At 59.9% G+C, this 21,826-nt stretch carries 18 protein-coding genes and 1 pseudogene; 16 read left to right on the top strand and 3 right to left on the bottom strand.

Going from position 1 to position 21,826, the window contains the following annotated elements; all coding sequences use genetic code 11:
• The first annotated feature begins 224 nt into the window (after positions 1–224).
• Positions 225–1,871, top strand: coding sequence for a Na+/H+ antiporter (locus JN403_RS24045; protein ID WP_205484594.1), 1,647 nt, complete (start codon positions 225–227; stop codon positions 1,869–1,871).
• Positions 1,872–1,901: 30 nt separating this feature from the next.
• Here JN403_RS24045 and dapC read toward each other — a convergent pair whose 3' ends face one another.
• The 3 genes from dapC to map all read right to left on the bottom strand — a co-directional run bounded on the left by dapC (position 1,902) and on the right by map (position 6,761).
• Positions 1,902–3,098, bottom strand: a complete 1,197-nt coding sequence (dapC, locus tag JN403_RS24040; RefSeq protein ID WP_205484593.1) for a succinyldiaminopimelate transaminase — start codon at positions 3,096–3,098, stop codon at positions 1,902–1,904.
• A 96-nt stretch (positions 3,099–3,194) separates the two neighbouring features.
• Positions 3,195–5,894 carry a [protein-PII] uridylyltransferase gene (locus JN403_RS24035; RefSeq protein WP_205484592.1) on the bottom strand — a complete coding sequence of 900 codons (2,700 nt, stop codon included), beginning with the start codon at positions 5,892–5,894 and terminating at the stop codon, positions 3,195–3,197.
• 84 nt (positions 5,895–5,978) lie between these two features.
• Complete coding sequence (gene map, locus JN403_RS24030) at positions 5,979–6,761, bottom strand: type I methionyl aminopeptidase (RefSeq protein ID WP_205484590.1); 783 nt, start codon at positions 6,759–6,761, stop codon at positions 5,979–5,981.
• Between the two features lie 338 nt (positions 6,762–7,099).
• Between map and rpsB the strand changes: the two genes are divergently transcribed.
• From rpsB to rnhB, 15 genes and pseudogenes are all read left to right on the top strand, one after another.
• On the top strand, positions 7,100–7,840 hold the full coding sequence (gene rpsB / locus JN403_RS24025; protein WP_037014262.1) for a 30S ribosomal protein S2: 741 nt from the start codon (positions 7,100–7,102) through the stop codon (positions 7,838–7,840).
• A 186-nt stretch (positions 7,841–8,026) separates the two neighbouring features.
• The gene (gene tsf, locus JN403_RS24020) at positions 8,027–8,890 is read left to right on the top strand and encodes a translation elongation factor Ts (protein ID WP_122537362.1); all 864 of its coding nucleotides are present in this window, start codon (positions 8,027–8,029) and stop codon (positions 8,888–8,890) included.
• A gap of 219 nt (positions 8,891–9,109) precedes the next feature.
• The gene (pyrH, locus tag JN403_RS24015) at positions 9,110–9,853 is read left to right on the top strand and encodes a UMP kinase (protein ID WP_037014256.1); all 744 of its coding nucleotides are present in this window, start codon (positions 9,110–9,112) and stop codon (positions 9,851–9,853) included.
• Positions 9,850–10,407 carry a ribosome recycling factor gene (gene frr, locus JN403_RS24010; RefSeq protein WP_065989845.1) on the top strand — a complete coding sequence of 186 codons (558 nt, stop codon included), beginning with the start codon at positions 9,850–9,852 and terminating at the stop codon, positions 10,405–10,407. The genes pyrH and frr overlap by 4 nt, the downstream gene beginning before the upstream one ends.
• 16 nt (positions 10,408–10,423) lie before the next feature.
• The gene (uppS, locus tag JN403_RS24005; RefSeq protein ID WP_074891303.1) at positions 10,424–11,179 is read left to right on the top strand and encodes a polyprenyl diphosphate synthase; all 756 of its coding nucleotides are present in this window, start codon (positions 10,424–10,426) and stop codon (positions 11,177–11,179) included.
• Positions 11,179–11,997 carry a phosphatidate cytidylyltransferase gene (locus tag JN403_RS24000; protein WP_205484588.1) on the top strand — a complete coding sequence of 273 codons (819 nt, stop codon included), beginning with the start codon at positions 11,179–11,181 and terminating at the stop codon, positions 11,995–11,997. Before uppS ends, JN403_RS24000 begins: the two co-directional genes overlap by 1 nt.
• Complete coding sequence (gene ispC / locus JN403_RS23995; RefSeq protein ID WP_205484586.1) at positions 11,994–13,184, top strand: 1-deoxy-D-xylulose-5-phosphate reductoisomerase; 1,191 nt, start codon at positions 11,994–11,996, stop codon at positions 13,182–13,184. Before JN403_RS24000 ends, ispC begins: the two co-directional genes overlap by 4 nt.
• A gap of 87 nt (positions 13,185–13,271) precedes the next feature.
• Positions 13,272–14,623, top strand: a pseudogene (gene rseP, locus JN403_RS23990) (RIP metalloprotease RseP).
• Between the two features lie 75 nt (positions 14,624–14,698).
• Positions 14,699–17,077: an outer membrane protein assembly factor BamA gene (gene bamA, locus JN403_RS23985; RefSeq protein WP_172610970.1), complete on the top strand. Its 2,379-nt coding sequence runs from the start codon at positions 14,699–14,701 to the stop codon at positions 17,075–17,077.
• A 46-nt stretch (positions 17,078–17,123) separates the two neighbouring features.
• Positions 17,124–17,627: an OmpH family outer membrane protein gene (locus JN403_RS23980; RefSeq protein ID WP_037014235.1), complete on the top strand. Its 504-nt coding sequence runs from the start codon at positions 17,124–17,126 to the stop codon at positions 17,625–17,627.
• 4 nt (positions 17,628–17,631) lie between these two features.
• Positions 17,632–18,687, top strand: a complete 1,056-nt coding sequence (gene lpxD / locus JN403_RS23975; protein ID WP_205484584.1) for a UDP-3-O-(3-hydroxymyristoyl)glucosamine N-acyltransferase — start codon at positions 17,632–17,634, stop codon at positions 18,685–18,687.
• Positions 18,688–18,798: 111 nt separating this feature from the next.
• Positions 18,799–19,239: a 3-hydroxyacyl-ACP dehydratase FabZ gene (fabZ, locus tag JN403_RS23970; protein ID WP_037014232.1), complete on the top strand. Its 441-nt coding sequence runs from the start codon at positions 18,799–18,801 to the stop codon at positions 19,237–19,239.
• Entirely contained in the window at positions 19,236–20,012 is a 777-nt protein-coding gene (gene lpxA / locus JN403_RS23965) for an acyl-ACP--UDP-N-acetylglucosamine O-acyltransferase (RefSeq protein ID WP_122537369.1), read from the top strand. The genes fabZ and lpxA overlap by 4 nt, the downstream gene beginning before the upstream one ends.
• A gap of 2 nt (positions 20,013–20,014) precedes the next feature.
• Positions 20,015–21,151: a lipid-A-disaccharide synthase gene (gene lpxB, locus JN403_RS23960; protein WP_122537370.1), complete on the top strand. Its 1,137-nt coding sequence runs from the start codon at positions 20,015–20,017 to the stop codon at positions 21,149–21,151.
• An 11-nt stretch (positions 21,152–21,162) separates the two neighbouring features.
• A complete protein-coding gene (rnhB, locus tag JN403_RS23955) occupies positions 21,163–21,804 on the top strand; it encodes a ribonuclease HII (protein WP_172610975.1) in 642 nt (213 codons plus the stop codon).
• Positions 21,805–21,826: the final 22 nt, after the last annotated feature.

Below are 21,826 nucleotides of genomic sequence, written 5' to 3'. Positions count from 1 at the left end.
AAAACGGTGGAGGATTATGCCACGTACACGCAGGGTAAGCGCGGCGGGCCGACGCTTTGTCTACTTGACCCGTGTTTACGCGCCATGTCTGGCGGCGACGGCGGTTGGCCACTCATGATGTATCAGGAACCCATGACCGTTACAGGCACTAATATGGGCACTTTGCCGGACGCATCCGGTCTGTTGCCGATGTCAGTCATGAGTCAACGCTTGGGGAACACGCAATGCAAACAGCCTATACCGTCCTTATCTTGTTGACGCTGGTAGGTGTCTCGCGATTGCTGGCCCGGGTGATTCCGCTGCCGCTGCCGCTGGTACAGATCGCTGCGGGTGCCTTGCTCGCCTGGCCGACGCTGGGCCTGCACGTGGCACTCGACCCTGAGCTGTTCCTGTTTCTGTTCCTGCCGCCCCTGCTGTTTTCAGATGGCTGGCGGATGCCCAAGCGCGACCTCTGGCGCTACCGCGGCGCCATTCTGACCCTGGCGGTCGGGCTGGTGATTTTCACCGTGATCGGCGCCGGCTACTTCATCCACTGGCTGCTGCCTTCCATTCCCTTGCCTGTCGCCTTCGCGTTGGCAGCGGTGCTGTCCCCGACCGACGCCGTGGCGGTCTCGGCCATCGCCCAGGACCGGCTGCCTGCGCCGATCATGCGCATGCTTCAGGGCGAAGCGTTGATGAATGACGCAACCGGCCTGGTGACCTTCAAGTTTGCCCTCGCAGCCGCCATCACCGGGGTGTTTTCCCTGACCGATGCCAGCCTGAATTTTGTGCTGGTGGCCTGTGGCGGTCTTGCCGTTGGCGTTGCGCTCAGCTGGATGGTGGGGCGTCTGCGAAGCTGGATGATCACCCGGGGCTGGGATGATCCGGCGACCCACGTCGTCTTCATGTTGCTGCTGCCGTTCGCCGCTTACGTCCTTGCCGAGCGGCTTGAACTGTCCGGAATTCTCTCGGCGGTGGCGGCGGGGATGATGCAAAGCTGGGTCGATCTGCTGCCCCGCCAGACCACCACCCGACTGCTCAATCGCAGCGTGTGGACCCTGTTGGAATTTGCATTCAACGGCCTGATCTTCCTGCTGCTCGGCTTGCAGCTGCCTGACATCATCACCGCCGTTACCCACCATGAAGCCACGCTGTGGCCGACCTTGTTGTGGCGTTGCCTGGATGTGCTGGCGATCTTCGTCGTGCTGGCGGTGTTGCGTTACATCTGGGTGCAAAGCGTCTGGCGGCTGATGATCCAGATTCGGCGCTGGCGCGGCAGGGGCGATGGCACGCTGGATCTGTCGACCCGTTCGTCATTGCTGCTGACCGTGGGCGGGGTGCGCGGTGCCGTCACGCTCGCGGGTACATTGTCGGTGCCGATGCTGATCAGCGCCGGCGTCGACTTTCCAGAGCGGGACTTGCTGATTTTCATTGCTGCCGGGGTGATCCTGCTGTCGCTGGTGTCGGCGAGCATCGGTTTGCCACTGCTGCTGCGTGGGCAGGTCAATGAACCGGACATGCGCATGAAGCGCGAAGTGAGGGACGCCTGGAAGCGTACGGCCCAGGCGGCAATCAAGACACTGGAAAACGAAGCGATCCCGGCGGCCACGGATTCACCCGAGGCCGCACAGGCTGTGCTCGCGATAGAAGTAAAAGCGCGGATCATGTCCGAATACCGCCAGCGTCTGGATATCTTCAACGACACCGCCGAAGCCCAGGCCCTGGCATTCCAGATGGACCAACTGGAGAAACGCATGCGCCTCAACGCCCTGCGTGCCCAGCGTCTGGAACTGTACAACCTGCACCGTCACCACCAGATTGGCGATGACGTGCTGCGCCTGGTGCTGGCGGAACTCGATCTTAATGAAGCCAATCTGGGGCTGGCGCACTGAGGCCTATAGCCAGCCTCAGTCGGCGGGATGTCAGCGGCTCGTCACAAACTCGCGAATACGCTGCGCGGCTTCGATGCACTCGGCCAGCGGTGCAACCAGTGCCATGCGCACCCGGCCGGCGCCGGGGTTGAAGCCGTCGACCTCGCGGGACAGGTATGACCCCGGCACCACGGTCACGTGCTCAGTGACGAACAGATCACGGCAGAACTTCGCATCGTCAGTCCCGACGTTGGGCCACAGATAGAAGCCGCCGTCGGGACGCTGTACGTCCATGACCGGGCTAAGGATTTCCAGCACGGCGTCAAACTTTTCCCGGTACAGCGTGCGGTTGGCGCGCACGTGTTCTTCGTCGCCCCAGGCCGCGATGCTCGCCAGTTGCGTCTGCACCGGCATCGCGCAGCCGTGGTAAGTGCGATACAGCAGAAATGCCTTGAGAATGTCGGCATCGCCGGCGACAAAACCCGAGCGCAGGCCCGGCAGGTTCGAGCGCTTGGACAGGCTGTGGAACACCACGCAACGCTTGAAATCCTGACGACCCAGTTCGGCGCAGGCGCTGAGCAGGCCGGCGGGCGGGGTCGCTTCGTCGAAATACAACTCGCTGTAGCACTCGTCCGCCGCGATCACAAAATCGTGCTTGTCGGCCAAGGCGATGAGTTTCTTCAGGGTATCCAGCGGGATCAGCGCACCGGTCGGGTTGCCCGGCGAGCACAGGAACAGAATCTGGCAGCGATCCCAGATGTCGGCGCTGACGGCGTCGAAATCCGGATTGAAACCGTGCTCGGCCAGGCAGGGCAGGTAGTGCGGTGTGGCACCGGCCAGAAACGCCGCACCTTCATAGATTTGGTAGAACGGGTTGGGGCTGATCACCAGGCCGTTATCAGCGCGATTGACGACCGTCTGGGTAAACGCGAACAACGCCTCGCGGGTGCCGTTGACCGGCAGCACGTGTTTTGCTGCATCCAGCCAGCCAGCTGGCACGCTGAAACGGCGTTCGCACCAGTGGGCGATGGCTTCACGCAATGCAGGAATCCCGGCTGTGGTCGGATAGACCGCCATTTGATCGAGATTGTCGGCCAGCGCCTTGGCGACGAACTGCGGCGATTTGTGCTTGGGTTCGCCGATCGACAGGGCGATCGGACGTTTGTCCGGATTCGGTGTAACGGCACCGAGCAACGCGCGAAGTTTCTCGAAAGGGTAGGGCTGGAGCTGCTGCAGGGCGTTATTCATGTCGAATCGTTCTCAAGGCTGGGCGCCCGCACTCGTGGTCACGAGGTGGCAAGGCGCCGTTGAATCAAGTCGTTAAGTCGTGCCGTCCTGGCCGGTTCAAATGCTGATGCGCAATTCGCTGCCGGGCTCGGAGTTGACGCTGAGCTGCTCGACGATTTCATCCTGAAGGCGTCGGCACAGTTGCGGATCGGACAGCGGCTGGTGGTTTTCATCGGTCAGGAAAAACACGTCTTCTACGCGCTCGCCCAGCGTGGCGATCTTGGCGTTCTGCAATGACAGATCGAACTCCAGGAAAATCTTGCCCAGTCGCGCCAGCAGCCCGGGACGATCCGGCGCGCTGAGTTCAAGCACCGTGACCGGCCTTTGAGCGTCATTGGAAATCGTCACCACGGGCGCGAACGCAAAGTGCTTCAGCTGACGTGGGACACGACGTTTGATGATGGTCGGGTAGTCGTCGGGGTTGCGCAGCGCATCGGTCAGTCCATCGCGAATGGCCTTGATGCGCTCCGGGTTGTCACCGATCGAACCGCCTTCGCTGTCGAGCACGATGTAGGTGTCGAGGGTGAACTGGCTGGTGGAGGTGATGACCCGGGCGTCGTGAATGTTCAGGTTCAGCTGGTCCATCGCCGCCACGGTCACGGCGAAAAAGTCGTGCTGGTCGGGTGCATAAATAAAGATCTGCGTGCCGCCTTCGAACTCGCGCTGGGTGGTTTCCTTGATCAGCACCAACGGGCCACCATCGGCCGGCTGCTGCAAAATCGCGTCGCTGTGCCACGCCACGTCGCCTGCGGTGTGACGCAGGAAATAGTCATCACCCAGTTGCGACCATAATTGCTCGACGTCGTCGGGATCGGTGCCACTGCGCACCAGAATATCCAGGGCGGCGCTTTGCGTGCGACGGATCTGCTCCTCGCGGTCGACCGGGTTTTCCAGCCCACGCTTGAGCGCGCGCTTGGTCTCGGTGTACAGCTGGCGCAACAGGCTGGCACGCCAGGAATTCCATAACGTCGGGTTGGTCGCGTTGATGTCCGCGATGGTCAGCACGTACAGGTAGTCCAGATGCACTTCATCGCCGACGAACTGGGCGAAGTCGTGGATCACCTGCGGGTCGGACAGGTCCTTGCGCTGGGCGGTGGTCGACATCACCAGATGGTTCTGCACCAGCCAGACAATCAGCTGGGTGTCCCACTGTGGCAAGTGGTGACGGGTGCCAAACGCCTCGGCGTCGATCGCGCCCAGTTCCGAGTGATCGCCGCCGCGGCCCTTGCCGATGTCGTGGTAAAGCCCGGCCAGATAAATAAGCTCGGGCTTGGGCAGTCTGGCCATGAGCTTGCTGGCGAGCGGGAATTTCTCTGACACCTGCGTGTATTGCAACTTACGCAGATGCTTGATCAGGTTCAGCGTGTGAGCGTCGACCGTATAGATGTGGAACAGGTCGTGCTGCATCTGCCCGACGATGTGGCCGAACTCCGGCAGGTACAGCCCGAGAATGCCGTAGCGGTTCATCCGCCGCAGATTGCGATGGATGCCGATCTCGCATTTGAACAGCTCGATGAACAAGCTGGTGTTGCGGATATCGTTGCGGAAATCGTCGTTGATCAGGTACAGATGCTCGCGCAGCAGCCGGATGGTGTCGGCCCGCACGCCCTTTATTTCGGGGCGCTGCGCCATCAGCACGAAGATCTCGATCATCGCGAACGGCGTGCGCTTGAACACGTTCGGATGGGTCGCCTCGATGTAGCCGTCATGCAGCTGGAAGCGCGAGTTGATGGTCTCGGTGACCGTGCCGTCGTCGTCTGCGAGGATGACTTCTTCGAAGTGCTGGATGATCAGATCGCTGAGCTGCGCGATGCTCATGACCACCCGGTAATACTTTTGCATGAAGCGTTCGATGGCCAGCTTGGCGTCGGTGTCTTCGTAGCCCAGCAGGCGCGCGATGCTGGTCTGGTAATCGAAGAGCAGACGGTCTTCGGAACGACCAGCGAGCATGTGCAACGCATAGCGGACCTTCCAGAGAAACTCCTGGGAAGACGCCAGCAGTGCGTTTTCGCTCTCCAGCAGAAAACCCTCGTCGGCCAGGGCGTGCAGATTCAGCGTGCCGTACTGGCGACGGGCAACCCAGAGAATGGTCTGAATGTCGCGCAGCCCACCGGGCGAGCCTTTGACGTTGGGCTCAAGGTTGTACTCAGTGTCGAAATACTTGTGGTGGCGGTTCTTCTGCTCGGCGCGTTTGGCCAGGAAGAACTCCTTGCTCGGCCACATCTCGCGGGTGCTGGTGACGGCGAGCATGCGCTGACGCAGTCGCTCGGGACCGGCAATCGTGCGGCTCTCCATCAAATTCGTGATGACCGTCAGATCCGCCCGGGCTTCTGTGACGCATTCATCCACCGAACGCACGCTCTGACCGACTTCCAGGCCGATGTCCCACAGCAGTGTCAGAAAGCGTTCGATGGAATCGCGGAAAACTTCATGGTCGGCGCTGTCCAGCAGGATCAGCAGGTCGATGTCGGAATAGGGGTGCAGCTCGCCGCGACCGTAGCCGCCGACCGCCAGCAAGGCGATGTCGGCGTCTTCGCTCCAATCGAACTGATCCCAGGCCTGTTGCAGGATGTTATCGACGAACCAGGCACGGTCTTCGATCAGGCGGCGGATCTCGCGGCCGGATTTGAAGCGTCCGTCCAGTACTTCACGCGCCTGACGGATGGCTTTCTTGAAGGCGGGTATGGGGCTGGCCTTCAATGCCAGCTCGGCCTGAAACTGGCCGCGATCGAACAAATCTGGGTCCACCTGCGGCATCGAACTGCTTTCCTTCTATCTATACCGACCGTGCTAAACCGACCGTGCTGGCTGTACCGGCTCTTATCGCAAGTGACTCCGCGATCAGACCGAGGTGCGGGCGATGGTGTCATCACTGCGCAAGGTGAAGATTTCGTAGCCGGTCGCGGTCACCAGAATGGTGTGCTCCCACTGGGCCGACAGCTTGCGATCCTTGGTGATGGCTGTCCAGCCGTCGCCCAGCAGGCGGGTGTCGGCCTTGCCCTGGTTGATCATCGGCTCGATGGTGAAGGTCATGCCTTCTTTCAGCTCCATGCCATCACCGGCCGCGCCGTAGTGCAGCACTTGTGGCTCTTCATGGAAGACCCTGCCGATGCCGTGGCCGCAGTATTCGCGGACGACAGAGAAGCCGTTCTTTTCAGCGTGCTTCTGGATCACTTCGCCGATATCGCCCAGGTGCGCGCCGGGCTTGACCACTTCGATGCCTTTATAAAGGCACTCTTGCGTGACGCGGGACAGACGCTCGGCCCACTCCGGCACTTTGCCGACGTGGAACATCTTGCTGGTGTCGCCGTGGTAGCCGTCCTTGATGACGGTGACGTCGATGTTCAGCACGTCGCCATTCTTTAACGGCTTCTCGTTCGGAATGCCGTGGCAGACCACGTGGTTGATCGAGGTGCAGATGGATTTCGGGAAACCCTTGTAATTCAGCGGCGCCGGAATTGCCTTCTGCTCGTTGACGATGTAGTCGTGGCAGATGCGGTCCAGTTCTTCGGTGGTCACGCCAGGCTTTACATAATCGCCGATCATTTCCAGGACGTCGGCAGCCAGGCGGCCGGCAATGCGCATCTTTTCGATGTCTTCGGGGGTTTTCAGTGTCACGGTCATTAAACAGGCTCTCTCGGCGCGGCAGGGCCACGGCTTGATACGGAAAAAACGCGATTCTACCAGACCGTCGTCAGCCGGGTTATCATCGCGTCCTCCATCGATGCGGGCAGGGTGTCCGACCGCTGGCACGAGGGGGCAAAAGCGTCGGAAAAACAGGCTCTTATTTCGAGTTCCGTTATCCAGTCTTTTGTGATATAAAATGCGCCGCTTTACGGGGTCTGCCCCGAAAGCTCTAACCCACACACGTGTCGACACGATGACCTGGGTGCCTTCGGCTCAAGTCGCTGGTTGGTCATTGGGATACGTGGAGGCCTAACCCGACTTATCAAGGAACTATCATGTCCCAAGTCAACATGCGCGATATGCTGAAGGCCGGTGTGCACTTCGGTCACCAGACCCGTTACTGGAACCCGAAAATGGGTAAATACATTTTCGGCGCGCGCAACAAGATCCACATCATCAACCTTGAAAAAACCCTGCCTATGTTCAACGAAGCTTTGACTTTCGTTGAGCGCCTGGCTCAGGGCAAAAACAAGATCCTGTTCGTCGGCACCAAGCGTTCCGCTGGCAAGATCGTTGCTGAAGAAGCAGCACGTTGCGGTTCGCCGTACGTCGATCACCGCTGGTTGGGCGGCATGCTGACCAACTTCAAGACCATCCGCGCTTCCATCAAGCGTCTGCGTGATCTTGAAATCCAGGCAGAAGACGGCACGTTCACCAAGCTGACCAAGAAAGAGGCGCTGATGCGCACTCGCGATCTGGAAAAGTTGGATCGTAGCCTGGGTGGTATCAAGGACATGGGCGGTCTGCCAGACGCTCTGTTCGTTATCGACGTTGATCACGAGCGCATTGCGATCACCGAAGCCAACAAGCTGGGTATCCCGGTCATCGGCGTTGTCGACACCAACAGCAGCCCTGAAGGCGTTGACTACATCATCCCGGGCAACGATGACGCAATCCGCGCCATTCAGTTGTACATGGGTTCGATGGCTGACGCTGTGATCCGTGGTCGCAACAACAATGCTGGCGGCACCGACGTTTACGCTGAAGAAGCTCCAGCGGCAACTGTTGAAGGCTGAGTAACAAACGCCTGGCGTTGACTCAGTACGCAAAAAGGGGCTTGGCCCCCTTTTTGCCACCTCGAAAACCATCTGACGTTGCCATCGATCTTATTGTCATGTGCAGCAGTCACCATGGATTTTCAAGAATTTGAACGCCCGTCTTGCGGGTGGAATGGTTGAAGACCTATCCAAGAGGATTTTGAAATGGCAGAGATTACTGCAGCGTTGGTCAAAGAACTGCGCGAGCGTACCGGCGAAGGCATGATGGATTGCAAAAAGGCCTTGACCAAGGCTGGCGGCGACATCGAAAAAGCCATCGACGACATGCGTGCTTCGGGCGCAATCAAGGCGGCCAAGAAAGCAGGCAACGTTGCTGCTGAAGGCGCCATCTCCATCAAGGACGACGGCAAAGCCGCAGTCCTGATCGAAGTCAACTCCCAGACCGACTTCCTGGCTCTGCAGGATGACTTCAAGGCATTCGTCGCCAAGAGCGTCGAGAAAGCCTTCGCTGACAAGCTGACCACCGTTGAGCCTCTGGTTGAAGCGATGGAAGCTGATCGTCTGGTTCTGGTCGGCAAGGTTGGCGAGAACGTCAACATTCGTCGTCTGGCGCGTATCGAAGGCGACGTGCTGGGTTCGTACCTGCACGGCAACAAGATTGGCGTGGTTGTTGTCCTCAAGGGCGGCGACGCAGAGCTGGCGAAGGACATCGCCATGCACGTAGCAGCGACCAACCCTGAGTTCCTGCTGCCTTCGGACGTTTCCCCGGAAGCGATCGAGCGCGAGAAGAATGTCTTCATGCAGCTGAACGAAGACAAGCTGAAAGGCAAGCCTGCTGAAATCGCCGAGAAGATGGTTGGCGGTCGTATCAGCAAGTTCCTGGCCGAAGCCAGCCTGGTCGAGCAAGCGTTCGTCAAGAACCCGGAAATCAAGGTCGGTGAACTGGCCAAGAAAGCCGGCGCTGAAATCGTTTCCTTCACCTACTTCAAAGTAGGCGAAGGCATCGAGAAGCCAGTCGACAACTTCGCTGAAGAAGTCGCTGCTCAAGTAGCTGCAAGCAAGCAATAAGACGGTTTCCAACTGTCGCCCCGAAGAGGCTGCCCGCTAACGCGCGCAGCCTCTTTGTCAAAGCGGTATGCGGAATTGTCATTGCTGCACTGAATTTGTTTTTGCAGGGGTTGGGCCTACGAGGCTGCATTTCCCTGAAGCAGTGACCTAGAGTGAGCGCAGGCCGACAATGGCCCGCAACTCGAACGATTTTTTCAAACGCCGCAGGAGAGATTCGCAATGGCTCAGCAGGGCAGTGGCTATCAAGCTCGCTATAAACGCATTCTACTCAAGCTCAGCGGCGAGGCCCTGATGGGGTCGGAAGAGTTCGGCATCGACCCAAAGGTGCTGGATCGCATGGCCCTTGAAGTCGGTCAGCTGGTCGGCATCGGCGTTCAAGTCGGCCTGGTCATCGGTGGCGGTAACCTGTTCCGCGGTGCAGCGCTGAGCGCGGCCGGCATGGATCGGGTCACGGGCGACCACATGGGCATGCTGGCCACCGTGATGAACGCGCTGGCCATGCGTGACGCGCTGGAGCGGGCCAACATCTCGGCCATCGTAATGTCCGCCATTTCCATGGTGGGTGTGACCGATCACTACGATCGTCGCAAAGCCATGCGTCACCTGAATGCCAAGGAAGTCGTGATCTTCGCCGCCGGTACCGGCAATCCGTTCTTCACCACGGATTCGGCAGCGTGCCTGCGCGCGATCGAGATCGACGCTGATGTCGTGCTGAAGGCAACCAAGGTCGATGGTGTGTACACTGCCGATCCATTCAAGGACCCGCATGCCGAGAAGTTCGATCGTCTGACCTACGACGAAGTGCTGGATCGCAAGCTGGGTGTAATGGATCTGACAGCCATTTGTCTGTGTCGTGACCACAAGATGCCACTGCGTGTCTTCAATATGAACAAGCCCGGCGCCCTGCTGAACATTGTGCATGGCGGCGCGGAAGGTACTTTGATCGAGGAAGGCGAACAATGATCAACGAAATAAAGAAAGACGCTCAAGAGCGGATGAAGAAATCCCTTGAGTCCCTGGCCCATGCATTCGGCCAGATCCGCACCGGTAAGGCGCACCCGAGCATTCTCGGCAGCGTCATGGTGCCGTACTACGGTTCCGACACCCCGTTGAGCGGCGTCGCCAACGTCACCGTGAAGGACTCCCGTACGCTGCAGGTCGTGGCCTTCGAGCGCAACATGCTCTCTGCGGTCGACAAGGCTATCCAGAGCGCTGGCCTGAACCTCAACCCGACCAACCTGGGCGAGATGCTGTTGATCTCCATGCCTGCCTTGACGGAAGAGACCCGCAAGGGCTTCACCAAGCAGGCACGCAGCGCCGCAGAGGACGCCCGCGTTGCCGTGCGTAACATTCGCCGTGACGCGTTGGGTGAGCTGAAGAAGCTGGTCAAGGACAAGGAAATCAGCGAAGACGAAGAGCGCCGCGCCGCTGCCGACATCCAGAAGCTGACGGACAAGGCTGAGGCGGACATCGACGCCGCGACCAAGTCCAAAGAAGCGGACCTGATGGCCGTATAAGGGCCGGGAAGCTTTCATGGATAAGACAAAGCTGGCTGCGCCGGCATCGGTGCCGCGTCATGTCGCGATCATCATGGATGGGAACAACCGCTGGGCGAAGAAGCGCCTGCTACCGGGTGTAGCAGGCCACAAAGCCGGCGTCGACGCTGTTCGTGCGGTGATTGAAGTCTGTGCCGAGGCCAAGGTCGAGGTGCTGACCTTGTTCGCGTTTTCCAGCGAGAACTGGCAGCGCCCGGCGGAAGAAGTCGGCGCGCTGATGGAGTTGTTTTTCACGGCGCTACGCCGCGAGACCAAGCGCCTCAACGAGAACGGCATCAGCCTGCGCATCATCGGTGACCGTTCGCGGTTTCACCCTGAACTGCAGGCTGCCATCCGCGAAGCCGAGCAGCGCACGGCTGAAAACAGCCGCTTCGTTCTGCAGATCGCCGCCAACTACGGCGGTCAGTGGGATATCGCGCAGGCGGCCCAGCGGCTGGCGCGCGAAGTTCAGGCCGGCCACCTGCGCCCGGAGGACATCACCCCGGAACTGCTGCAAACGTGCCTGGCCACGGGTGACCTGCCGTTGCCCGATCTCTGCATCCGCACGGGCGGCGAGCACCGCATCAGCAATTTCCTGCTCTGGCAGCTGGCCTACGCCGAGCTGTATTTCTCCGACCTGTTCTGGCCGGACTTCAAACACGATGCCATGCGCACTGCGCTGGCCGATTTCGCTTCTCGCCAACGCCGCTTCGGGAAAACCAGCGAGCAGGTAGAAGCTGGAGCCCGCGCTTAATGCTTAAACAACGAATCATCACCGCGTTGATCCTTGCGCCGCTCGCCCTGTGCGGTTTCTTCCTGCTGGCAGGCGGCAGCTTCGCGTTGTTCATCGGTGCGGTGGTCGTGCTTGGCGCTTGGGAATGGGCGCGCCTTTCCGGCTTCGAAGCGCAATCGTCCCGCGTTCTTTACGCCGTGGTGGTCGCTGCGCTGCTGTTCTTGTTGTACCTTCGGCCCGCTATTGCACCATGGCTGCTGGTGGCGGCGCTGATCTGGTGGCTGGTCGCAACCTGGCTGGTGCTCACTTTTCCTGAGTCGAGTGAGCATTGGGCCAGTGCGATCTGCAAGTTGGTCATCGGCCTGTTGATACTGCTGCCGGCGTGGCAGGGTCTGGTGTTGATCAAAGAAATGCCGCTGGGCAACTGGCTGATCCTCTCGGTGATGATCCTGGTGTGGGGCGCCGACATTGGTGCCTACTTTTCCGGCAAGGCATTCGGCAAGCGCAAGCTGGCGCCGAAGGTCAGCCCGGGTAAAAGCTGGGAGGGCCTTTATGGAGGCCTGGCAGCATGCCTGCTGATCACGGCGGTGGTGGGTGTCTACCGTGGCTGGTCACTGGGTGAAATCATCTTCGCCCTGGTGTCGGCAGCGATCGTCGTGCTTATCTCGGTCGTCGGCGATCTCACCGAAAGCATGTTCAAGCGCAAATCCGGGGTCAAGGACAGCAGCAACCTGCTACCGGGCCATGGCGGCGTACTGGATCGCATCGACAGCCTGACCGCGGCCATTCCGGTGTTCGCCTTGTTGCTCTGGGCCGCCAAAGACTGGGGCGTGATGTGAGTACGCCTCAGCTCATTACTGTACTTGGCGCAACGGGCTCGGTCGGGTTAAGCACGCTGGACGTCATCGCACGCCACCCGTCGCGGTACCAGGTCTTTGCCCTGACGGGTCATACACGTATGGCCGAACTGCTGGCATTGTGCGTTCGCCATACCCCGCAGTTTGCCGTGGTGCCGACGACGGCCGCCGCCCGCCAGTTGCAGGATGACCTTCGTGCAGCCGGTCTGGATACGCGGGTGCTGGTGGGGGAGGGCGGGCTCTGCGAAGTGTCTGCGCACCCTCTGGTGGATACGGTGCTGGCCGCTATCGTGGGTGCCGCCGGTTTGCGCCCGACCCTTGCCGCGGTCGAGGCGGGCAAGAAAGTCCTGCTGGCCAACAAGGAAGCGCTGGTCATGTCCGGCGCCTTGTTCATGCAGGCTGTCCGCCGCAGTGGCACGGTACTGCTGCCCCTCGACAGCGAGCACAACGCGATCTTCCAGTGCTTGCCGCGTGATTACGAAAGCGGTCTCGAGAAGGTCGGCGTCCGGCGCATTCTGTTGACTGCCTCCGGTGGTCCGTTCCGGCAGACACCGCTCGCCGACTTGGAACACGTCTCGCCGGATCAGGCGTGTGCCCATCCCAACTGGTCCATGGGCCGCAAGATTTCCGTCGATTCCGCCAGCATGATGAACAAAGGCCTTGAGCTGATCGAAGCCTGCTGGCTGTTCGATACGACGCCCGCGCGGATCGAGGTGGTGATTCACCCTCAGAGCGTGATCCATTCGATGGTCGATTACGTCGACGGCTCGGTGCTGGCGCAACTGGGTAATCCTGATATGCGCACGCCGATTGCCCACGCGCTGGCCTGGCCTGAGCGCATTGATTCCGGCGTCGCGCCGCTGGATCTGTTCAGCATCGCGCGGCTGGACTTCGAAGCTCCGGACGAAGTGCGCTTCCCATGCCTGCGTCTGGCGCGGCAAGCTGCCGAGGCGGGCGACAGTGCACCCGCAGTGCTGAATGCGGCCAATGAAGTCGCAGTCGCCGCATTTCTCGACAAGCGCATTCGCTACCCCGAAATCGCGAGTATGATCGACGAGGTTTTGAACCTGGAGCCTGTCGTTGCCGTGTCCGAGCTGGAGACGGTGTTCGAGATCGATGCACGGGCGCGGGCGCTGGCCGAGCGCTGGCTAGCTCGCAATGGTCGCTAGGCAGTCGGTTCAGGCACTGATGATTTCGACGAATTGCACGCAATGTGGGCTTCAACGCACCGCTAGATCGGTACCCGGAGAGCAGCGATGAGCGCGCTATACATGATTGTCGGCACCCTGGTTGCGTTGGGCGTGCTGGTAACGTTTCACGAATTCGGTCACTTCTGGGTGGCGCGCCGGTGTGGCGTCAAGGTCCTGCGTTTTTCAGTGGGCTTTGGCATGCCATTGCTGCGCTGGAGTGATCGCAAGGGCACCGAATACGTCGTTGCGGCGATTCCCCTCGGCGGCTATGTGAAAATGCTCGACGAACGGGAGGGCGACGTTCCCCCCGAGCTGGCGGATCAATCCTTCAACCGCAAGTCGGTTTATCAGCGCATCGCCATCGTGATCGCCGGCCCGGTCGCCAATTTTCTGCTGGCGATTGTGTTTTTCTGGGTGCTCGCCATGCTGGGCAGCCAGCAGGTTCGGCCCGTCGTCGGCGGCGTTGAGCCAGGCAGCATTGCGGAAAAGGCCGGGCTGAGTTCCGGTCAGGAAATCGTCTCCGTGGATGGTGAGGCCGTCACCGGATGGGCGGGCGTGAACTTGCAGCTGGTCCGCCGTCTGGGTGAAAGCGGTAGCATTGCGCTGAACGTTCGCGATCAGGGTTCCGACGTGGAAACCCCGCGTTCACTGGTGCTCAACGACTGGCTCAAGGGCGCAGCCGAGCCGGACCCGATCCGTTCGCTGGGTATTAGACCGTGGCGTCCGGCGCTACCGCCGGTGCTGGCAGAGCTCGATCCGAAAGGCCCTGCACAAACCGCCGGGCTGAAAACCGGCGACCGCCTACTGGCTCTTAATAACGAGCCTGTCGACGAATGGCAGAAGGTCGTTGACTGGGTTCGTGTCCATCCCGATACGCGGATTTCGGTGCGCGTCGAGCGTGATGGCGCACAGCTGGAGGTGCCCGTCGATCTGGTGACACGGGGCGAAGGCACTGCGGCGACCGGGTATCTCGGTGCTGGCGTGAAAGGCGTGGATTGGCCGCCGGAGATGTTGCGCGAGGTCAGCTATGGCCCTGTAGCCGCCGTCGCAGAAGGCGCGCGGCGTACCTGGACCATGAGCGTGCTGACCCTCGATTCGCTGAAGAAAATGTTGTTCGGCGAGCTCTCGGTAAAAAACTTGAGCGGACCGATAACCATTGCTAAAGTGGCGGGCGCTTCGGCCCAGTCAGGCGTAGGTGACTTCCTGAATTTCCTCGCTTATCTGAGCATAAGCCTGGGCGTTCTCAATTTGCTGCCCATACCAGTGCTGGATGGGGGGCACTTGCTGTTTTATCTGATCGAGTGGGCGCGTGGCCGACCACTGTCAGAGAAGGTGCAGGGCTGGGGGTTCAGATCGGTATCAGTCTGGTGGTTGGAGTGATGTTGCTCGCACTGGTCAACGATCTGGGACGACTGTAAAAGCTACGCCGAATTGTGAATCTGCCGCATTTTGCGGCAGTTTGTTTATTGCCAGTTGGAATAAGAAAGGACTTCATGAAACGTCTGCTGCTAACTGCGGTTCTTGCCGTACTGATGATCGCCGAAGTTCACGCCGAGTCCTTCACTATCTCCGATATCCGTGTCAACGGTCTGCAGCGGGTTTCCGCCGGCAGCGTGTTTGGTGCGCTGCCGTTGAACGTGGGTGAACAGGCCGATGATGGGCGTCTTGTCGACGCAACTCGCGCGCTGTTCAAAACCGGATTTTTCCAGGACATCCAGCTGGGCCGCGACGGTAACGTCCTGGTCATCACAGTTGTCGAGCGTCCGTCGGTTTCGAGTATCGAGATCGAAGGCAACAAAGCGATCACCACTGAGGATCTGATGAAGGGTCTGAAGCAGTCGGGTCTGGCCGAAGGCGAGATTTTCCAGCGCGCCACGCTGGAAGGCGTCCGCAACGAGCTGCAACGTCAGTACGTGGCTCAGGGCCGCTATTCTGCAGAAGTCGCTACTGAAGTCGTGCCGCAGCCGCGCAACCGCGTGGGTCTGAAGATCAACATCAACGAAGGCGCGGTCGCCGCCATTCAGCACATCAACGTGGTGGGTAACTCGGTTTTCCCTGAAGACGATCTGGTCGATCTGTTCGAACTGAAAACCACCAACTGGCTTTCCTTCTTCAAGAACGACGACAAGTACGCCCGTGAGAAACTCTCCGGCGACCTGGAACGTCTGCGTTCGTATTACCTCGACCGCGGCTATATCAACATGGATATCGCCTCGACCCAGGTATCCATCACACCCGACAAGAAAAGCGTGTACATCACCGTCAACATTCATGAGGGCGAGAAGTACAGCGTGAAGTCGGTCAAGCTGAGCGGCGACCTCAAGGTCCCCGAAGATCAGGTCAAGTCGCTGTTGCTGGTCAAGCCGGGCCAGGTGTTCTCCCGCAAGGTGATGACCACGACCTCCGAGCTGATCACCCGCCGTCTGGGTAACGAGGGTTACACCTTTGCCAACGTCAACGGTGTGCCAACGCCGAATGACGAAGACCACACCGTCGACATTACCTTTGTTGTCGATCCGGGCAAGCGTGCATACGTCAACCGCATCAACTTCCGTGGCAACACCAAGACAGCGGACGAAGTGCTGCGTCGTGAAATGCGCCAGATGGAAGGCGGCTGGGCATCCACTTACCTGATCGACCAGTCCAAGACCCGTCTTGACCGTCTGGGCTTCTTCAAGGAAGTGAACGTAGAAACCCCGGCGGTGCCTGGCACCGACGATCAGGTTGATGTGAACTACGCAGTAGAAGAGCAGGCGTCCGGTTCGATCACCGCCAGCGTCGGCTTTGCGCAGAGCGCCGGTCTGATCCTCGGTGGTTCCATCAGCCAGAACAACTTCCTGGGTACCGGTAACAAGGTCAGCATCGGCCTGACCAAAAGCGAATACCAGACCCGTTACAACTTCAGCTACGTCGACCCGTACTTCACGCCTGACGGTGTGAGCCTTGGCTACAGCGCGTTCTACCGCAAGACCGACTACGACGACCTCGACGTCGACGTCGCGAGCTACTCGGTCGACAGCCTGGGTGCCGGTATCAACATGGGCTACCCGATCAGCGAAACCTCTCGCCTGAACTTCGGCCTGTCGGTACAGAAGGATGAGCTGAGCACCGGTAAGTACACCGTTGACGAAATTTTCGACTTCATCGAGCAGGAAGGCGACAGCTTCACCAACTTCAAAGCGTCGGTGGGCTGGTCCGAGTCGACGTTGAACAAAGGCACGTTGCCGACCCGTGGCAGCTCCCAGAGCCTGACGCTGGAAACGACTATTCCGGGCAGCGACCTGTCGTTCTATAAACTTGATTATCGCGGCCAGTTGTTCCACCCGATCACCAGCAACTACACCCTGCGTCTGCACTCGGAACTGGGTTATGGCGACGGTTATGGCTCGACGTCTGGTCTGCCGTTCTACGAGAACTACTACGCTGGTGGCTTCAACTCGGTACGTGGCTTCAAGGACAGCACGCTCGGTCCGCGCAGTACGCCAAGTAGCGGTCGTGCAGGCAGTGGCACCCTTGCTGACCCGGACCAGGATCCGCTGCCGTTCGGTGGTAACGTCCTGATCACCGGCGGTGCCGAGATCCTGTTCCCGCTGCCGTTCATCAAGGACCAGCGTTCGCTGCGTACCTCGCTGTTCTGGGACGTGGGTAACGTTTTCAATACCAACTGCGGTTCGCAGAAGACCACGACCGATGGTCAGAAGGTCGAGTGTAATGGTCCAGAGCTGTCGGGCCTGGCCAGTTCCGTCGGTGTCGGCGTGACATGGGTCACTGCCTTGGGTCCGTTGAGTTTCGCCCTGGCGATGCCGGTCAAGAAACCGGACGACAGCACCGAAACCCAGGTCTTCCAATTCTCTCTCGGTCAGACCTTCTAAGGGTCTGATCACTGCTAACGACAACGGATTCTGTAGGAGTTACATCGTGCGTAAGTTGACCCAATTGGCATTGCTGGCAACGGTTCTGATCGCAGGCCCGGCATTTGCTGACATGAAAATCGCAGTACTGAACTACCAGATGGCCTTGCTTGAATCCGACGCAGCCAAACGGTATGCAGTAGATGCAGAGAAAAAATTCGGTCCTCAGCTGACCAAACTGAAGGCTCTTGAGAGCAGCGCCAAAGGTATCCAGGATCGTCTGGTCGCCGGTGGTGACAAGATGGCCCAGCCTGAGCGCGAGCGTCTGGAGCTGGACTTCAAGCAAAAGGCCCGTGACTTCCAGTTCCAGTCCAAGGAGCTGAACGAAGCCAAGGCTGTTGCTGACCGCGACATGCTCAAGCAACTCAAGCCGAAGCTGGACCAGGCGGTAGAAGAAGTCATCAAGAAAGGTGGTTTTGACCTGGTGTTCGAGCGCGGTGCCGTGATTGACGTCAAGCCACAATATGACGTCACTCGCCAGGTTATCGAGCGCATGAATCAGCTGAAGTAAGTTAATGACTGCGACCATCACACTCGGCCAATTGGCCGAGTTCCTCGGCGCCACCCTGCGTGGCCCGGCGGACAAGCAAATCACAGGACTGGCAACCTTGCAGGAAGCCGGTCCTGATCAGGTCAGTTTTCTGGCCAATCCTCAGTACCGAAAATTCCTCGCGACCACCCAGGCCGCTGCCGTGCTGCTCAAGCCGACAGATGCGGAAGGGTACGCCGCCGACGCGTTGCTGGTGCCTGATCCGTATTTGGCCTACGCCCGTATTTCCCATCTGTTCGATCCCAAGCCCAAGGCTGCTGTTGGTGTTCATCCAACAGCCGTGGTGGCAGCGGATGCTTTCGTCGACCCGTCGGCCAGTGTTGGCGCGTATGCGGTTGTCGAGAGCGGTGCACATATTGCAGCGGGCGTGACCATTGGCGCGCATTGCTTCATCGGTGCGCGCAGCGTAATTGGCGAGGGCGGCTGGCTGGCCCCGCGCGTCACGCTGTATCACGACGTCCGTATCGGGCAGCGCGTGGTTATCCAGTCCGGCGCAGTGTTGGGCGGTGAAGGTTTTGGTTTCGCCAACGAGAAAGGCGTCTGGCAGAAGATCGCGCAGACTGGCGGTGTGACCATCGGTGACGATGTCGAGATTGGCGTAAACACCGCCATCGACCGCGGCGCCATGGATGACACCCGCATCGGCAATGGCGTGAAGCTGGATAACCAGATTCAGATCGCTCACAACGTTCAGATCGGTGATCACACGGCCATGGCTGCGTGTGTGGGTATCTCAGGCAGCGCCAAAATCGGCAAGCACTGCATGCTTGCCGGCGGTGTCGGGCTGGTGGGCCATATCGAGATCTGCGACGGGGTTTTCGTCACCGGCATGACCATGGTCACGCGGTCGATCACCGAGCCCGGCTCCTATTCTTCGGGAACGGCGATGCAGCCGGCGGCAGAGTGGCGCAAGAGCGCGGCACGCATGCGCCATCTCGACGACATGGCGCGGCGCCTGCAGCACCTGGAAAAGATTGTCGAGGCAGTGACCTCAGGCGGTAAAGCTTCATCTGATGGCTGATACTTTTTCTTATCAAGCGTGCACAGCCGATAAACTGCCTCCTTGATTTGCTAGAGGAGTGACGCGCGTTAGTCGCGCCCTCCCAATCTTTACTACAGGCTTCCCTTCGAAATGATGGACATCAACGAAATCCGCGAATATCTGCCGCACCGTTACCCGTTCCTGCTTGTGGACCGTGTGGTGGAGCTGGATGTCGAGACCAAAAGCATTCGTGCCTACAAGAATGTCAGCATCAACGAGCCTTTCTTCAATGGCCACTTTCCTCAGCACCCGATCATGCCGGGCGTGCTGATCATTGAGGCCATGGCTCAAGCGGCCGGCATCCTGGGCTTCAAGATGCTCGATGTGAAGCCTGCCGATGGCACCCTTTATTACTTCGTCGGCTCCGACAAACTGCGCTTCCGCCAGCCAGTACTGCCGGGCGACCAGCTGATCCTTGAAGCAAAATTCCTCAGCTGCAAGCGCCAGATCTGGAAGTTCGAATGTCAGGCGTCGGTTGATGGCAAGCCGGTGTGCTCGGCTGAAATCATCTGCGCGGAACGCAAACTATGAGTTTGATTGACTCTCGCGCAATCATCGATCCGACGGCCGTACTGGCCGACAATGTGGAGGTCGGCCCGTGGTCGATCGTCGGACCTGGTGTGGAAATCGGCGAGGGTACAGTGATCGGTCCGCATGTGATCCTGCGCGGCCCGACCAGGATCGGCAAACACAACCACATCTACCAGTTTTCCTCGGTAGGTGAGGACACGCCTGATCTGAAATACAAAGGTGAAGCGACGCGTCTGGTGATTGGTGACCATAACGTCATCCGCGAAGGCGTGACGATCCACCGTGGCACCATTCAGGACCGTGCGGAAACCACGCTGGGTGACCACAACCTGATCATGGCGTACGCGCACATCGGTCACGACAGCGTTATTGGCAATCACTGCATTCTGGTCAACAACACCGCGTTGGCCGGCCATGTGCACGTGGATGACTGGGCGATTCTGTCCGGGTTCACCTTGGTGCATCAGTACTGCCACATCGGCGCGCACAGCTTTTCCGGCATGGGCACTGCCATCGGCAAGGACGTCCCGGCGTTCGTCACCGTGTTCGGCAACCCGGCCGAAGCCCGCAGCATGAACTTCGAAGGCATGCGTCGTCGCGGCTTCTCCGAAGAGTCGATTCACGCGCTGCGCCGCGCCTACAAGACCGTCTACCGTCAGGGCCTGACCGTAGAGCAGGCGATCGTCGAGCTGAGCGAGCCTGCTGCGCAGTTCCCTGAAGTGGAGCTGTTCCTCAAGTCCATCCAGTCATCGACTCGCGGCATCACTCGCTGACCATGGCTCGCTTGCGTATTGCGCTGGTGGCCGGAGAGGCTTCCGGCGACATTCTTGGCTCCGGCTTGATGCGTGCGATCAAGGCGAGGCACCCGGACGCCGAATTCATCGGTGTCGGCGGTCCGCTCATGGAAGCCCAGGGCATGACGTCGTATTTTCCGATGGAGCGCCTGTCGGTCATGGGGCTGGTGGAAGTGCTCGGCCGGCTCAAAGAGCTGCTCGCCCGTCGCAAGTTGCTGATTCAGACCCTCATTGACGAGAAGCCGGACGTGTTCATCGGCATCGATGCCCCGGACTTCACCCTTAATATCGAGCTCAAGCTGCGTCAGGCCGGGATCAAGACCGTTCATTACGTCAGCCCGTCCGTGTGGGCGTGGCGGCAGAAGCGTGTTCTGAAGATCCGCGAAGGCTGCGACCTGATGCTGACGTTGCTGCCGTTCGAAGCCCGTTTCTATGAAGAGCAAGGCGTGCCAGTGCGTTTCGTCGGGCACCCGTTGGCCGACACCATTCCACTGCAGGCAGATCAACTGGCCGCTCGCGCCGCGCTTGGCTTGGGCGAAGGCCCGGTGGTCGCGCTGATGCCGGGCAGTCGCGGTGGTGAAGTCGGGCGTCTCGGTGCCCTGTTTTTCGACGCAGCCGAGCGCCTGCTGGCCGTGCGTCCCGACATCCGTTTCGTGCTGCCCTGCGCCAGTCCTCAGCGCCGCGAACAGATCGAACAACTGCTGCAAGGGCGCGAACTGCCGCTGACGCTGCTCGATGGCCAGTCCCATGTAGCGCTGGCGGCGTGCAATGCCGTGCTGATCGCTTCCGGGACCGCGACCCTCGAAGCCCTGTTGTACAAGCGACCGATGGTGGTTGCCTATCGTCTGGCACCACTGACTTACTGGATACTCAAGCGGATGGTGAAGAGCCCGTACGTGTCGCTGCCGAACCTCCTGGCCCAGCGTTTGCTGGTTCCGGAGCTTCTGCAGGACGCGGCGACCGCCGAGGCCCTGGCGCAGACGCTGCTGCCGTTGCTGGACGACGGCGACGCACAGACTGCCGGCTTCGATGCGATTCACCGTACCTTGCGTCGCGATGCGTCCAATCAGGCTGCCGAGGCGGTATTGAACCTGATTGGCGCAACGCCTTCACAATGAGCAAGCAATCAATGCAAATGGGTCTGGACTTCAATCTCGTCGAGGATCTGGTCGCCGGTGTCGACGAAGTCGGCCGCGGTCCGCTGTGTGGCGCCGTGGTTACCGCGGCGGTCATTCTCGACCCCAAGCGCCCGATTCTGGGCCTGAACGATTCCAAGAAACTCACCGAAGCCAAGCGCGAAAGACTGTTCGACGAGATTTGCGAGAAAGCACTGTGCTGGCACATCGCGCGGGCTGAAGTCGAAGAGATCGATGAGCTGAATATTCTTCACGCCACCATGCTGGCGATGAAGCGAGCCGTAGAAGGTTTGATCATCACGCCGAAACTGGCGCTGATCGATGGCAATCGCTGCCCGCAGCTGTCGGTGCCCAGCGCGCCGGTCATTCAGGGCGATGCCCACGTGCCGGCCATTGCCGCCGCCTCGATTCTGGCCAAGGTCAGTCGCGACCGGGAAATGGCGCGCATGGAGCTGCTCTATCCGGGCTACGGCATCGGCGGCCACAAGGGTTATCCGACAGCCGTGCACTTGGAAGCCTTGGCGCGTTTGGGGCCAACGCCTATTCACCGGCGTTCCTTCGGTCCGGTCCGTCAGGCCTGGGCCGCGCGGGACATGATGGTCGCTACCGGTTTCATGTCGCTGCCACTCAGTTGATCGCGGGCTGATGTTTTTCTGA

It is taken from the genome of Pseudomonas sp. 15A4, assembly GCF_016925575.1.
In the GTDB taxonomy this organism is placed as follows: Bacteria; Pseudomonadota; Gammaproteobacteria; order Pseudomonadales; family Pseudomonadaceae; genus Aquipseudomonas.
Note: the sequence above shows the minus strand (reverse complement) of the source record. Positions and strands in the feature narration are given on the sequence as shown.

Bases quoted from the DNA above. Each gene is read 5' to 3' on its own strand.
- JN403_RS24045 (WP_205484594.1), top strand. From the start codon at position 225: ATGCAAACAGCCTATACCGTCCTTATCTTGTTGACGCTGGTAGGTGTC.
- dapC (WP_205484593.1), bottom strand. From the start codon at position 3,098: ATGAATAACGCCCTGCAGCAGCTCCAGCCCTACCCTTTCGAGAAACTT.
- JN403_RS24035 (WP_205484592.1), bottom strand. From the start codon at position 5,894: ATGCCGCAGGTGGACCCAGATTTGTTCGATCGCGGCCAGTTTCAGGCC.
- map (WP_205484590.1), bottom strand. From the start codon at position 6,761: ATGACCGTGACACTGAAAACCCCCGAAGACATCGAAAAGATGCGCATT.
- rpsB (WP_037014262.1), top strand. From the start codon at position 7,100: ATGTCCCAAGTCAACATGCGCGATATGCTGAAGGCCGGTGTGCACTTC.
- tsf (WP_122537362.1), top strand. From the start codon at position 8,027: ATGGCAGAGATTACTGCAGCGTTGGTCAAAGAACTGCGCGAGCGTACC.
- pyrH (WP_037014256.1), top strand. From the start codon at position 9,110: ATGGCTCAGCAGGGCAGTGGCTATCAAGCTCGCTATAAACGCATTCTA.
- frr (WP_065989845.1), top strand. From the start codon at position 9,850: ATGATCAACGAAATAAAGAAAGACGCTCAAGAGCGGATGAAGAAATCC.
- uppS (WP_074891303.1), top strand. From the start codon at position 10,424: ATGGATAAGACAAAGCTGGCTGCGCCGGCATCGGTGCCGCGTCATGTC.
- JN403_RS24000 (WP_205484588.1), top strand. From the start codon at position 11,179: ATGCTTAAACAACGAATCATCACCGCGTTGATCCTTGCGCCGCTCGCC.
- bamA (WP_172610970.1), top strand. From the start codon at position 14,699: ATGAAACGTCTGCTGCTAACTGCGGTTCTTGCCGTACTGATGATCGCC.
- lpxD (WP_205484584.1), top strand. From the start codon at position 17,632: ATGACTGCGACCATCACACTCGGCCAATTGGCCGAGTTCCTCGGCGCC.
- fabZ (WP_037014232.1), top strand. From the start codon at position 18,799: ATGATGGACATCAACGAAATCCGCGAATATCTGCCGCACCGTTACCCG.
- lpxA (WP_122537369.1), top strand. From the start codon at position 19,236: ATGAGTTTGATTGACTCTCGCGCAATCATCGATCCGACGGCCGTACTG.
- lpxB (WP_122537370.1), top strand. From the start codon at position 20,015: ATGGCTCGCTTGCGTATTGCGCTGGTGGCCGGAGAGGCTTCCGGCGAC.
- rnhB (WP_172610975.1), top strand. From the start codon at position 21,163: ATGCAAATGGGTCTGGACTTCAATCTCGTCGAGGATCTGGTCGCCGGT.